The sequence below is a fragment of the Chelatococcus sp. HY11 genome (genome assembly GCF_018398335.1).
In the GTDB taxonomy this organism is placed as follows: domain Bacteria; phylum Pseudomonadota; class Alphaproteobacteria; order Rhizobiales; family Beijerinckiaceae; genus Chelatococcus.
In genome coordinates, this window is the sequence record NZ_JAHBRX010000001.1 from 1,258,117 (window position 1) to 1,271,882 (window position 13,766).

Below are 13,766 nucleotides of genomic sequence, written 5' to 3' on the forward strand. Positions count from 1 at the left end.
ACCAGAGCCCCCTGCATGCTGGAAGGCCCTACAGAGCCGGCCTCTTCTCGATCCAGCCCCGTTCCGCCCCCAAGGGCCAAGAGGCAGCAGCAATTTGCTGTCTCTGTCGGAGCCAGCCGGGAGGCTGAGCCAGAAACCCCGAAACAGCGACGTCAGGGACTTGTCTATATTCCCATACGCTCCGAGAAATTGAGGGAGCTGGCCAGGATCTGGAACGAGCAGAGATTTTTGGCGGGAAAGGGCCTTTACGGCATCCTCCACAAGCCGGATGACATGCTGGAGAGCAACTGGCTCGCAAGGCGTCCGCTGCGCGACCTCGACTGCGACGTCAAGCTCTACATCATGCTGGACGCTCATATCCCGGGCCATGCCGGTGAGCAGGCCATCGGCGGTGTGGAAGAACCGGTCGCCTATTCGCGGACGAAGACCGTCGGAACTCCCGAGCCTCGCCCCAATGCCGCGCTCGTCGCTCCCAAGAAGCTCGTGAGCAATTCATTTTGCAGCAACGAGAAGACATGGTCTCCGTCCGAATTCGCCAGGCATTTGAAGGACGCCGGCCTGTCCGCTGACTTCCGCTTTCTCCGCCTCTACATCGGCTTCTCACAATATGTTAAGTCGAAGCACAACGGCGCCGCCTATGACAGCCATCCAGGCTGCGGCTTTGCCAAGGACTTCGCGGCCGCCATGAACAAGCTCGGGTACAGGCATCTCGAGATACGCGGCTATTTCGGTATGCTAGCCATGGGCGGCGACGACATTTCCCGGGACCATCGCTATACGAAAATCTATTTCGAAAGCCCGCAAGCCAGCACCGGGCCAGATTATTTCAAACCGAGCCAAAAGAGCTTTGTCTATTACAGCCACACGGATGATGTGCGATCGGGAACAACTACCGGCCAAATCGTGCAGACAATCGAAAAAGCTCCCGGCTTCTTTAGGGACAAATTCAACAGTGCCCGTAGCAGTCTGACCAAACAGGCTGCAAAATCCGCTGCCAAAAAACTGATCGACTAGCCTTTCGGAAATGTCGAGATCAGGATTTTCGACCCGCAGCCTTGAACAACCGTTCGGCGCTGTCGCGCAGCGCCTTGCGGGACTCGTCACGCGTATAGAACATATGTCCGCCGGGTACGACCTCGAGCCGCAGGCGCTCGGGATCGGCGATCGTTGCCGGCAGTCGGTCCAGCACGAGCCGCGTCTCAAGATAGGGCGTGACGAGATCCGTGAAACCGTGCATCACCACGACGGTCATGGAGGGATCGAGCGCCATCGCGGCCCTGAGATCACGCCCGGCCTCGGGCCCCTCGCGCCGCGTGCCCCACGACCAGCGCCTGTTGATCTCCCCGTTGAGAAGTTCGTAGGGACGGTTGACCTCATATTTCAGGACCCGCCGCGTGTAGTCCACCGCCGCGCTCGTCAGTGGCGCCATGCTCGCGTCCAGCACCGGATCGTCGAAGCCGCCGCGCGCGGACCACGGATCCTGGTCAAGGCCGGTGATCAGCGCGTCGTAGTAGCTCGCGACCTCGGCCCGTGGTCGGCCGAGTTCTCGCGCGACGTCGGACATGTCGGGCTGACCGCCGCTGCGTGTCAGAAAATCGCGATCGAGCCCTGTGAATTCATGGACCCTATCGACGATGCGGGCCACGGCGGCCTTGTCTCGTGGCCCCTTCAGCACGTCGACCAAATAGTCGCCCAGGGCATAGGCCTCGACCTCCGCCAGACCTTCCCGCGTGATCGGTTCGCCCTTGGCGGCGCGGGCGGCCGCGACGAGGCTTGGAAGCCGCGCCGCCGTCGAGAACGGCAGACCGTCCGCCTTCAGGTTGAAGTCAAGGACCGGTGAGATGATGTAGAGGCCGTTGATGCCGACGCCATAGTCTCCCTGCAGGGCGCGCGCGATTTTCGGCACGCGGAAGCCGCCGTAGCTTTCCCCGACCAGAACCTTCGGCGAGCGTAAGCGGTCGTTTTCCGTGAGATAGCGCGTGACGAAGCGCGACAGCACGGCAACATCACCGTTGACGGACCAGAACTGCTGGCGCAAGTCCTGGTCGTCCCGCAGGAAGCGGCTGTATCCCGTGCCCACGGGGTCTACGAACACGAGATCCGTGAAGGGCAACCAGGTCTCCGGGTTATCAGTAAGGACCGGCGGACTCGATGGCCCCTGCCCCTGATTGCCGAAAGCAAGGCGCTGCGGCCCCATGGCGCCGAAATGCAGATAGGCGGACGCCGCGCCCGGGCCGCCGTTGAAGGCAAAGGCGATGGGCCGCGTCGCCGGGTCCTGACCGTCGAGAACGTAGGCCACATAGGCAATCTCGGCGGTCGGCCGGCCGGCCTGGTCACTGAGCACGATGCTGCCGGCCGTCGCCTTGTACTTCAGGGCGCCGAGCGCTTCGGAAAGGCTATGGTTCGTTGTGACAGGCGCGGGCAGGCGAAGGTCCGCCGGCTCGCTGCCCGTCTGCCGTTGCTGGCGTTGCCCCCCTCCCTGGGACGCCTCGGCCTGCCCGCTCTGGCGGGAAGCCTCTTGCCCCTGGCGGGAAGCCTCTTGCGCCACCACGGTCCTGGCCGCCTCGATCGGCGACAGCAGCACGAGCCCGAGAAGCGCGCCCGTCAAGACCGTCCGGACTGGACGACGAAAACGCGGGCTTTCGCCCGCTTCATCCTCGCGACGGCGATTGGAACTGGCTGACAACGGCATAAGATCCTCCGGGCAATGACGGCCTTTGATGAGCAGCAGGCCCGGAATCAGTCAGGCTTTCTTCTGCCAGCGCCCTCGTTCATCCTGCTGCCAGTAGGTGACGTCAAAACCCTGCTCGCGGGCGACACGCCATTGGCCGCGGGCCTCAGCCAGCGCCTCATCGTCATTACCGTCAAATAGGACGACAATGCGATCGTAACGAGCCGCTTCCACACTCAAGGTCGCGCCATCGACGAGGAAGCGCACGGACGCATCGTTGGGGTTGTCGGGTGACGTGGTGAGCACGACCGGCTGACTTGACGCATCCGGATCGGCTTCCGTGCCATGGGGCAGGAAGCTTTCCTCGCGATAAGTCCAGAGGTGATCGTCAAGCGCGGCAAGGCGTTCACGCTCCGGAGACTCGATCGCCACCCGCCAGCCGCGCTCCAGGCTCTTCTCCACGAGCGTCGGCAGGACCGCTTCCAGCGGCTGCCGCTGCAGATGATAGAACAGCACTTCCGTCACGGGCGGCCCGCTTCCATGCTCACCAAGTTGTTATCCCTCAAGCGACGCGCTCACCCTTCGTAGTGGTCGCGCACCAGCCGGTCGAGCAGGCGGACACCCCAGCCGGAACCCCAGCTCTTGTTGATGTCCGTCTGCGGCGCGTTCATCCCGGTTCCGGCGATATCGAGGTGCGCCCATGGCGTATCCTTCACATAGCGCTGCAGGAACTGCGCCGCGGTGATGGAGCCGCCGTAACGCCCGCCCGTGTTCTTCATGTCGGCGAACTTCGAGTCGATCATCTTGTCATAAGCAGGCGCGAGCGGCATGCGCCACACCTTTTCACCGGTTTCTCTCCCCGCCGCGGCGAGGCGTTCCGACAGGGTGTCGTCGTTGCTGAAGAGCCCCGCGTGCTCCTGGCCGAGAGCCACGAGGATGGCCCCGGTCAGCGTGGCGAGATCGATCATGAAGGCCGGCTTGAAACGGTCCTGCGCATACCAGAGCACGTCAGCCAGCACGAGGCGGCCCTCGGCGTCCGTGTTGATGATCTCGATGGTCTGGCCGGACAGGGACGTCACGATGTCGCCAGGCCGCTGCGCGCGCCCATCCGGCATGTTTTCAACGAGGCCGATGAGACCGACGGCGTTGACGCGCGCCTTGCGCTGGGCAAGCGCCTGCATGAGGCCGACCACGCAGGCCGCGCCCGCCATGTCTCCCTTCATATCTTCCATGCCGGCACCGGGCTTGATCGAAATGCCGCCGGTATCGAAGGTAACGCCCTTGCCGATGAAGGCCACGGGCTGGTCCTTCGCGCCGGCGCCGTTCCAGCGCATGACGACGACACGGGCCTCCCGGTGCGAACCCTGGGCGACACCCAGCAGCGCCCGGAAACCAAGCTTCTTCAGCTGCTTCTCGTCGAGGATCTCGACATCGACGCCGACCTTCTCCAGCGTGGCCGCCCGATCGGCGAATTCCTCGGGATAGAGCACGTTCGGCGGTTCGTTGACCAGTTCGCGCGCCGTGAGCACGCCATTGGCAACAGCCTCACGTGCCTTGGCGACCTGGCGGGCGGCGGCGGGATCCGACACGAAAAGCGTGGCCTTGAGAGGCTTTGAGGCTTTCTCGTCGGCGTCCTTCTTCGTCTTGTATTTGTCGAATGTGTAGGCGCGCAGCTGCATGCCGAGCGTCAGATCGGCGGCGGCCTCCGGCGTGACATCATGTCCAGGAAGCGCCACCAGGAGGCTGGCACGTGTACCGGAGAGGTGCCCCTGCGCAATCCCGCCGAGCTGGACCCAGTCGAGCTTGGCGAGGTCTGCCGCCGGCCCGGTGCCGACCACGACAAGGCGATCTGCCTCGATGCCCTGCGGCGCGGCAATCACAAGGACCTTCTTGAGCTTGCCTTTGAAAGCCTCGGCGGTCGCGGCCCTTGCGATGGTCGCCAGAACCTCCGGCCCGAGCGCACCGGCCGCATTCTCACCCGTCTCGAGCGCATCATTCACGAATACGACGACGCTGCCGCCCCCCGGTTTACCAAAGGACTTGAACTCGAATTTGATGCGCTCGACCATAAGATCCTCTTCCCATCCTCGCACGACCGCGCAGCCGGTCTCGCGGTAGACAGTGGTATAGCATGGCACAAAAGGCCGCCAATGGTTCCTCCTCTGCGATGAGCTCCCGGCAGGATGCATGCCGATTGCCTTCAAACCGCCCAGCTTGCCGACGATGGCTGGATGCCTCGGCATCGTGAAATTGTCCTGGGCGGCAATTCGATGGGGAGAAGCAGACGTTGCAGATCTGTTGTGCGCTGGCTCACTTGCCGTATGGTGCGCGACACGGTAGCTCGGCTGTCGCTGAGTGAAGAGTAAGGGACCGGTAGAGTACGCGACCTATGGGGCTGATCGACCGCTACATCCTTCGCAACGTCGTTGGCGCCTTCCTGGCCTGCCTTTCGGCGTTGACGCTCGTGATCTGGATCACCCAGATCCTGAAGGAGCTCGATCTCGTCACAGGCAAGGGACAGACGATCGGCATCTTTCTCGTCGTCACCCTGCTGTCGCTGCCGGCACTCATCACCATCATAGCGCCAGCTGCCCTTTTCATCGCGACGCTCTACGCGCTCAATCGCCTGAACGGGGATTCCGAGCTCATCGTGATGAGCGCGGCAGGAATTCCGCCAAGCAGGCTGCTTCGCCCCTTCGCCACATTCACCGTGGTCGTGACACTGGCCGTGGGCGTCATGACGGTCTACCTCATGCCGCAGAGCTTCAACTCGCTGCGTGACCTGGTGACGAAGATCCGCGCGGATTTTGTGGCCAATATCGTCAAGGAAGGCCAGTTCACCACCCTCGACACCGGGATCACCTTCCACTACCGCGAGAAATCCGGTGATGCCCTGCTGGGCATCTTCCTGCAGGACCAGCGCGATCGTAACAAGGTCGTCGTCTATATCGCCGAACGTGGCCAGGCCGTGGACGTGAAGGGCCAGAGCTACCTCCTGCTCGAGACCGGATCGGTGCAGCGGCAGGAACCTGGCAGCAAGGATTCGGCGATCGTGACCTTCGAGCGCTATGCCATCGATCTTTCCGTCTTCGCGCAGGAGGGGGCCGATGTCATCTATAAGCCACGCGAGCGTTCGACCTGGGCCTTGATGAGTCCGGATGCGAACGAACCCTATTTCAAGCTCCAGGAAGGACGGTTCCGGGCCGAGTTGCATGATCGCTTCTCCGCCCCACTCTATTGCATCGCCTTCATGCTGATCGCCTTCGCCGCCCTGGGTGAGGCCCGCACCACCCGGCAGGGCCGCGGCGCCGCCATCCTCGCCGCGATCGTCGGCGTTCTCTTGGTACGCGTAGCCGGCTTTGCCGCGTCGAGCGCCGCGGTCAGGTCGCCAGCGGCGCTGCTTGGTGTCTATGGCGCGCCACTGGCCGGCTGCCTGATCTCCCTCGTCTTCATCTTCTATGGGCATCGCCTTGGTCGGCTGATGTCAGCGCTCTTCCGCAAGCGCGACACCCGTTCAATCGGATCCGTCGCGACGGCGGGGTCTGCCTGATGTTCATCGGCGCTACGCTGGGACGTTACCTGTCCCTTCGCTTCCTCAAGACAATTCTCGCGGTCTTCGCGACCGTCTTCCTGCTCGTCTACACCCTCGATTTCGTGGAGCTGATGCGGCGTGCTGGCGATGCCCAGGGCGCGAGCACAGGCCTCATGGTGATGCTCGCCCTTCTGCGCACCCCGGCGGTCGTCGAACAGGTGATGCCCTTCGCCGTCCTGTTCGGCAGCATGGTGACGCTTCTCAACCTGAGCCGCCGGCTGGAACTGGTGATCGCGCGCGCGGCGGGCATCTCGGCCTGGCAGTTCCTTCAGCCAGCGGTCCTTGTGGCTCTTGTTCTCGGCATCGGCGTCATAACGCTCTACAATCCGCTTTCAGCCATGCTGAAGCAAAGGGCCGGTGTGATCGAGGCCCGTATCTTCGCGCGCAGCAGCGCCGCCGCCACGGGTCAATATATCTGGGTGCGCCAGCGCAGCGTCGACGGCCAGGCGATCATCCGGGCGGACGCCGCCAACAATGACTCAGCGACGCTCGTCAACGTCACTTTTTTCCTGTTCGATCAGAGCGGGCAATTCACGGAGCGCGTGGAGGCTCGTGAGGCTGATTTGCATAGTGGTTACTGGGAGCTTAAGGACGCTCGCGTCACATCCGGAACGAGTGAACCAGAGAACCATACAACCTATCTGATCGCCACGAACCTCGAACCGTCGCAGGTACGGGAGTCCTTTCTGCCCGCGGGTTCCGTGCCATTTTGGCGACTCCCGTCCGTAATCGAGCGGACTGAGCGCGCGGGCTTGGATTCCACGCCCTATCGCCTTCAACTCGACTCGCTGCTAGCCAGACCTTTACTGTTCGTCGCCATGGTCATGGTTGCCGCGTCCGTTTCATTAAGATTCTTCCGATTTGGTGGTGTGGCACGCATGGTTCTGAGTGGCGTCATTGCCGGGTTCATGCTTTATGTCGCTACGGAGCTCATGGAGGATCTCGGGGCATCCGGGCTCGTTAGCCCAATGGTAGCGGCTTGGTTTGCGGCCGTTGTCGGGAGTCTGCTCGGTACGCTCGCGCTTCTTTATCAAGAGGACGGGTGATGCCGGTTCGTGCGGATCGGAGCGTGTGGACAAGGAGGACGCGCTTGTTTCTCGGCAAAGTTGGGTGGGTTCTGTTGTCGACGGTGGCTACCGCCGCGCTGACGTTGCCGTCGGCCGCCAGCGCACAGACCGTCAACGAACGTCTCGCCGCGAGGGCCCAGTCCAATCAGACCGATAAGCTCCTCGTCGACGCGCGGGAGATTGTCTATAACAATGACAAGAACACCGTCGCGGCGGTGGGTGACGTCAATGTCTATTATCAGGGCCGCGCCTTGCAGGCCGATCGCGTCATCTACGACCGCAATACCAATCGCGTGTTCGCGGAGGGGAATGCGCGGCTGACGGAGACCGATGGCACTGTCGCGACCGGCGACCGGTTCGAGCTGACCGACGATTTCAAGGACGGCTTCATCGACACCCTGCGTGTCGAGACCGCCGACAAGACCCGCTTCTCGGCGCCACGCGCCGAACGCACGGCTGGCGAGACGACTGTCTTCCAGCGCGGCACCTATACGGCCTGCGAGGCCTGCAAGAAGGACCCGTCCCGCCCGCCGCTGTGGCAGGTGAAGGCCGCGAAGATCATCCACAACAACAGTGAGCGGATGATCTACTATGAAGACGCGACCATCGAATTTTACGGCATTCCGCTGGCCTACATCCCCTATTTTTCCACGCCGGACCCGACGGTCAGGCGTAAGACGGGTTTTCTATCGCCGCGCTATGTCTATTCGTCAGCCCTCGGTTATGGCGCCTCGACGCCATTCTTCTGGGCCATCGCGCCCGATTATGACCTGACCCTGACGCCGACCATCTTGTCACGGCAAGGTTTTCTGGGGCAGGCGGAATGGCGCCAGCGGTTCGAGACAGGCTCCTACAACATCCGTGCGGCCGGCATTTTTCAGCAGGACAAGGCGGCCTTCAGCCAGCCCCCTTATGGCGCCGCCAACAAGGATTTCCGCGGCTCGATCGAGTCCACCGGCCGATTCAACATCAACCAGCAGTGGGCCTGGGGCTGGGACGTCGCGCTTCTGTCCGACAAGTGGTTCCTCGAGAACTACAAGGTGCGCAGCGAGAGCCTCACGTCGACCTTCTTCAAGGAATCGACGTCGACCGTCTATCTCACCGGTCGCAGCGAGACCGGGTTCTTTGACATGCGCGGCTACTATTTCCGCACGCTGTCCTACGACGACTGGCAGAAGCAACAGCCGGTCGTCTATCCGACGCTGGACTACAACAAGCGCATCCAGGCGCCGTGGGCGATCGGTGGCGAGATCGAGCTCGACGCCAATATCACCCATCTGAGCCGGTCCGCCGCTCAGTATCAGGCCGTGCCTGGTATCGTGAACGGCTACTACCCCGTAGGCTCGACCTATGAGACCTGCACGGTCTTCAACTCCGCCCAGTGCCTCGTGCGCGGCATCGGCGGCAGCTATTCGCGCATTTCCACCAGCGCGACCTGGCAGCGTGAATTCGTGGATCCGCTTGGCCAGACCTGGAAGCCCTTCGCGGGCATCCGGGTCGATGGTTTCGCGATGAACCTGAAGACCACCAACTACCAGAACGCCGAAATCAGCAACTTCCTGAACCCGAACGACAATCTGTCCGCGCGCGTCATGCCGACGGTCGGGCTGGAGTATCGCTATCCCTTCGTCGCGACGACACAGGGTTGGGGCACGCATATCGTGGAGCCGATCGCGCAGATCATCGCGCGTCCCTCGGAGACACGCATCGGCAAGCTACCGAACGAGGACTCCCAGAGCCTCGTGTTCGACGACACCAATATCTTCGAGTGGAACAAATTCTCGGGCTATGACCGGGTCGAAGGCGGCGTTCGCGCCAATGTCGGAGCAAAATACTCGGTCACAACCGAGAGCGGCGGATACGGCGACATCCTGATCGGCCAGTCCTACCAGATCGCCGGCAAAAACTCCTATGCCGGAAACGATATCGCCCATACGGGTCTCGATTCCGGCCTGGAGACCAGCAACTCGGACTATATCGCCCGGGTGCATATGGCGCCGAACGAGAACTTCTCCTTCACCGGGCGCGGCCGTTTTGACGAGGATACCTTCGCGCTTGAGCGTCTGGAACTTCAGGCTAACGCCAAGGTTGGTCCGGTGACCGCCAATGCGATGTATGCACGCTATGCCGCGCAGCCGCAGATCGGCTATCCCTATCGCCGTGAAGGTCTCTTGACAGGCGCGACGCTCCAGCTGTCGACCAACTGGTCCGTCAACGGCTCGGTTCTGTTCGACCTTGATCGCTACATCACAGAGCGGGCAAACTATTCCGCCGTCGGTGTCACCACGGGCTCGTCCAATCGCTGGTCCGTCGCCAACATGTCGGTCGGAGCGCGCTATCAGGACGAATGTCTGACGCTGGGCGTGACCTATATCTCGTCCTATAAGAACGACTCGACCGGTACGCGTCGGCCGGACAAGGCCGTAATGGTCACGCTTGAGCTCAGGACGCTCGGCGCGGTCAACTTCAGCCAGAACATCTCGAGTTCCAGCGCGACTGACGGTATCGCCAATTGAGCGTGACGAAAGCCCGGCCGGCGTCCACGCCGCCCGCGACGTCCGGCCTCGGCTCACTCCCCCTGGCGGTTACTCAGGGGGATCCGGCCGGAATTGGGCCGGAAATTGCGATCAAGGCCTGGCTGCAGCGCGACAGCGAGGCGCTTCCTCCCTTCTTCCTGTTGTCGGACCCTGCCTTCATCGCAGCGCGCGCGGCGCGTCTCGGGCTCGACCTGCCGATGGCGACCGTGACGCCCGAGATGGCCGGCGCGGCCTTTGCCAGCGCCCTTCCTATCGTCGACACTGGCCACTCAGTGGCCGTCGAGCCGGGCAGGCCTTCAGCATCGACCGCAGCCTCCACCATCGCATCGATCGACGAGGCCGTCGCGCTTACCTTCACTGGCCGCGCCGCCGCGGTGGTCACCAACCCAATCGCCAAGCATGTCCTGTATGAGGCCGGCTTTCGCCATCCTGGGCATACGGAATATCTTGCCGCGCTCGCCGCGCAACATTCTTCCGCCGGCAGCGCCGAACCCTTGCCGGTGATGATGCTGTGGTCGCCGGCGCTCGCCGTCGTGCCCGTGACCATCCACATCGCTCTGGCAGAGGTTCCCCGCCTCTTGACGACCGCCCTTATCGTCGAGACGGCACGGATCGTCGCGCGCGATCTCACGTCGCGCTTCGGCATCGTGGCCCCACGGCTCGCCTTTGCCGGGCTTAATCCCCACGCTGGTGAGGGTGGAGCGATGGGCCGGGAGGATATCGAGACCATCGCGCCCGCGATCACGGCCTTGCGCGACGAGGGCATCGACGCGCGCGGCCCCCTGCCTGCGGATACCCTGTTTCATGCGGCAGCGCGAGCCAGCTACGATGCAGTCCTCTGCATGTATCACGACCAGGCGCTGATCCCGATCAAGACCATCGCCTTCGATGATGCCGTCAATGTCACGCTCGGGCTGCCGATCGTGCGCACATCGCCGGACCACGGCACCGCCTTCGACATCGCCGCGCGCGGCATCGCCCGTCCGGACAGCCTCTGCGCCGCGCTGCGGCTCGCCGCGCGCCTCGCTGCTACCAGAGCGGGCTAGATGCCATGACTCCTCGCCTTCACACTCCTCGAACCACCACCCCTGCCCCGGACAAGCCGCTGGCGTTTGACGGCCTGCCTCCGCTGCGCGAGGTGGTACGTGCTCATGGCCTGATGGCCATGAAGTCCCTCGGCCAGAACTTCCTGTTCGACCTCAATCTCACCGGCCGCATCGCGCGCGCGGCAGGGCCGCTGGAGGGGGTGACCGTGGTCGAGGTCGGCCCCGGCCCGGGCGGCCTCACGCGCGCGCTCCTCGCCCATGGCGCGGCGCATGTGGTGGCAATCGAGCGGGATCACCGGTGCCTCGCGGCACTGGCGGAGATCGCCGCCCATTATCCCGGCCGGCTGACCGTCATCGAGGGAGATGCGCTGGAAGCCGATGTCACGCCTCATCTCGGCGGCGGCCCGGCCCGAATCGTCGCCAATCTCCCCTACAACGTGGCAACGCCGCTGCTGGTTGGTTGGCTCACGGCATCGCCTTGGCCGTCATGGTGGGATTCACTCACCCTGATGTTCCAGCGCGAGGTGGCCGAGCGGATCGTCGCCGGTCCTGACAAGCCGAAGGACTATGGGCGCCTGTCTGTCCTCGCCGGCTGGAGGACCGAAGCCTCGATCCTGTTCGACGTGCCGGGCTCGGCCTTTGTGCCTCCGCCGAAGGTGACATCGTCGATCGTCCGGCTCGTGCCGCGCGCCAATCCCCTGCCCTGTGGGACCCGCGCCCTTGAGACCGTCGCCCAGGCTGCCTTCGGCCAGCGGCGCAAGATGCTGCGCCAGAGCCTGAAGAGCCTCAATGTCGATCCGCTCGCGCTGCTGGAGCCGGCGGGCATCGCGCCGACGGCGCGCGCCGAGGAAGTGCCCGTCGAGGGCTTCATCGCCATGGCGAATGCCTTCTCGGCGTTGAAGTAAAGCGCTCTTCCCGCCCTGGGCTCGGGCCTCAGGATAGAGACAGCCCCACCGCTGATTCCCGCGTGACGCGAGCCAGCTCAGGCAGGTGGCACCGTCAAACGGGCACGTCGATATCCAGAAGCGGCGCATATTGCTGCGCGCCGAAGATGTCGCTGTCGCCCGCGCTGCCGCTGGGGGCGTTGCGATAGATGGTGAACTTGATCGCGCAACCAGGATCATATTCCACGAAATCTGCAATCCGCTCCTGAGCTATTCCATAGAGGCTGGAAATTTTCGCGGCCGTGACAGCTTGGCTGGCGAGCACCTTCTTGTAGATCGCACGGTCGGTGAAGATGATGTCGAAGGTAATTTTGTCGACGCCGGCGTTCTTGCTGCGGATAGTCTTGGCGAGTTCGGAAAGCTTCGTCATGATGTTTTGCCTTATGCGCCGACGGTCAGGGTGTGCGTTGGAAAGAGCTCAAGCGGGTCATCGACCGCCAATGTGTGGTTCACCGTCCAGCGATAGGCCGGCGACGCCTTCAGCACTTCATCGAGAACGAAGGCGACACCGCCGGCCGTGCCCTTGACCTCCGGCAGGCGGGCATAGAACAGCTGGCGCGTGCCCGTCATGCAGAGCTCCTCCGCCATCTCGACCGTGGGGGCCACGCCCTGCACGACGATGCAGAGCTCATGGGCGGGCGTCTTGACGGGTTCCATGTCGCCCATCACGCCATTCTTGCCGAATATGTTGAAGTGCAATTCGTAACCGTCGGCGCCGAAGCGCTCGACGACCTGCGCCTTCGCCCAGGCGATCACCGCATCGATATTGGCAATGGTATAGGGGTCTCTCACCGAGGCGAGGCCCACGAAGCGCTCTCCGACCTTGCCTGAGCCTTCCAGCTTGACGCGTACGCGTTTGGCGGGCTCGAAGCGCTGGCCGGTGACGCGCGTGGTGCGGGGATCGATCTGCGTGTAGTGGCAGTCGCGCATGTCGAGGCGCCCTCCCGCGACGAACTCGTCATAGGGGTTGGAGCGCTCATACATGGCGTGGCCCGCGACCGAGGCGATGGTGCAGCGCTGGTCCGGATGCATCGCCGTGACCGTCACACCGCCATCGTCGATGGCGCCCAGAACCGTCTCCTTGGCCCCGTAGGGCTCAGCGCAGAACGAAGCGCATTCCAGGACCTTGCCGAGGTAATAGGCGTCCGCCTCGGCGGCGCCGCGATGGAGCGCCGCGGCGGCGAAGATCGCGCAATCGCTGGAACGGCCGCCGATGATCACATCACAGTCCTCCTCCAGCAGTTGCCGGAAGGGGTGCACGCCCGCCATCGCCACGATCCTGTCGGTGGCATCGAGTTCCTTCTCGGAGAGGGACTCGCGTCCGTCGAGCCCGAGCACGGGCTCTGAGGAGCCGATGGCCTGACGCACCCGCTCCTTGCTGACTTCCGAATAGAAGTAGCCGAGCTTGAAGGGCGCGAGACTGTGTTTGGCGGCGAGCTCCTTGATCATCGCGACATAACGGTCGACACGGCTGTTGGTGCCGGTATCCCCCGAGGAGCCGATGATCATGGGCACTCCGATCCGCCGCGCCGCGAGAAGCATGGCTTCGAGATCCTGACGCTGCCAGACCTCCGGCGAGGTTGAGGTATCACTGCCGAGCGGCACGGGCCCGATGTCGTCGCTTCCCGAATCCGCCGCGATGAAATCCGGGTTCGCATCGACCCCTCGCAGGAAACTGTCGATCTTCAGAGGCGCGAAGCCCAAATGACCATTGGGGCAGATAATCCGGACAAGCGACATAACCAGGGACCTCCCATAAGCGCATCACAGGATGCGCATCCCCGGTTCAGCAGGTTTTGTGCCACGCCCGATATTTCAGGCATCATATTGATATAAAATGACTTTTTAAATCCACTATCCGTGAGCGCAGGCGGAACGGGCAGCCCTGCCGCGCGGTTCGCGCGCCGAC

The 13,766-nt window shown here is 63.4% G+C and carries 11 protein-coding genes; 6 read left to right on the forward strand and 5 right to left on the reverse strand.

What is annotated here, in order from left to right:
- The first annotated feature begins 15 nt into the window (after positions 1-15).
- Positions 16-1,014, forward strand: coding sequence for a hypothetical protein (locus tag KIO74_RS05900; protein WP_213331135.1), 999 nt, complete (start codon positions 16-18; stop codon positions 1,012-1,014).
- A gap of 19 nt (positions 1,015-1,033) precedes the next feature.
- On the opposite strand, the gene KIO74_RS05905 is transcribed toward KIO74_RS05900, so the two are convergent.
- The 3 genes from KIO74_RS05905 to KIO74_RS05915 are packed head-to-tail and all read right to left on the reverse strand — an operon-like array spanning position 1,034 to position 4,740.
- The gene (locus KIO74_RS05905) at positions 1,034-2,692 is read right to left on the reverse strand and encodes a S10 family peptidase (protein ID WP_213331136.1); all 1,659 of its coding nucleotides are present in this window, start codon (positions 2,690-2,692) and stop codon (positions 1,034-1,036) included.
- Positions 2,693-2,743: 51 nt separating this feature from the next.
- Positions 2,744-3,196, reverse strand: a complete 453-nt coding sequence (locus KIO74_RS05910; protein WP_213331137.1) for a DNA polymerase III subunit chi — start codon at positions 3,194-3,196, stop codon at positions 2,744-2,746.
- A 50-nt stretch (positions 3,197-3,246) separates the two neighbouring features.
- Positions 3,247-4,740 carry a leucyl aminopeptidase gene (locus KIO74_RS05915; protein ID WP_213331138.1) on the reverse strand — a complete coding sequence of 498 codons (1,494 nt, stop codon included), beginning with the start codon at positions 4,738-4,740 and terminating at the stop codon, positions 3,247-3,249.
- Between the two features lie 320 nt (positions 4,741-5,060).
- Here KIO74_RS05915 and lptF point away from each other — a divergent pair, with 320 nt between their 5' ends.
- The 5 genes from lptF to rsmA all read left to right on the forward strand — a co-directional run bounded on the left by lptF (position 5,061) and on the right by rsmA (position 11,818).
- A complete protein-coding gene (lptF, locus tag KIO74_RS05920) occupies positions 5,061-6,221 on the forward strand; it encodes an LPS export ABC transporter permease LptF (protein ID WP_213331139.1) in 1,161 nt (386 codons plus the stop codon).
- Positions 6,221-7,309 (forward strand): LPS export ABC transporter permease LptG, encoded by a 1,089-nt coding sequence (lptG, locus tag KIO74_RS05925; RefSeq protein ID WP_213331140.1) that lies wholly within the window; start codon positions 6,221-6,223, stop codon positions 7,307-7,309. The genes lptF and lptG overlap by 1 nt, the downstream gene beginning before the upstream one ends.
- 44 nt (positions 7,310-7,353) lie before the next feature.
- Positions 7,354-9,846 carry an LPS-assembly protein LptD gene (locus tag KIO74_RS05930; protein ID WP_249730869.1) on the forward strand — a complete coding sequence of 831 codons (2,493 nt, stop codon included), beginning with the start codon at positions 7,354-7,356 and terminating at the stop codon, positions 9,844-9,846.
- A gap of 2 nt (positions 9,847-9,848) precedes the next feature.
- Complete coding sequence (gene pdxA / locus KIO74_RS05935; protein WP_213334361.1) at positions 9,849-10,913, forward strand: 4-hydroxythreonine-4-phosphate dehydrogenase PdxA; 1,065 nt, start codon at positions 9,849-9,851, stop codon at positions 10,911-10,913.
- Positions 10,914-11,026: 113 nt separating this feature from the next.
- On the forward strand, positions 11,027-11,818 hold the full coding sequence (gene rsmA / locus KIO74_RS05940) for a 16S rRNA (adenine(1518)-N(6)/adenine(1519)-N(6))-dimethyltransferase RsmA (protein WP_502762102.1): 792 nt from the start codon (positions 11,027-11,029) through the stop codon (positions 11,816-11,818).
- A gap of 94 nt (positions 11,819-11,912) precedes the next feature.
- Here rsmA and KIO74_RS05945 read toward each other — a convergent pair whose 3' ends face one another.
- Positions 11,913-12,227, reverse strand: coding sequence for a DUF4387 domain-containing protein (locus KIO74_RS05945; RefSeq protein WP_213331143.1), 315 nt, complete (start codon positions 12,225-12,227; stop codon positions 11,913-11,915).
- A gap of 11 nt (positions 12,228-12,238) precedes the next feature.
- Positions 12,239-13,597: an acyclic terpene utilization AtuA family protein gene (locus KIO74_RS05950; RefSeq protein WP_213331144.1), complete on the reverse strand. Its 1,359-nt coding sequence runs from the start codon at positions 13,595-13,597 to the stop codon at positions 12,239-12,241.
- Positions 13,598-13,766: the final 169 nt, after the last annotated feature.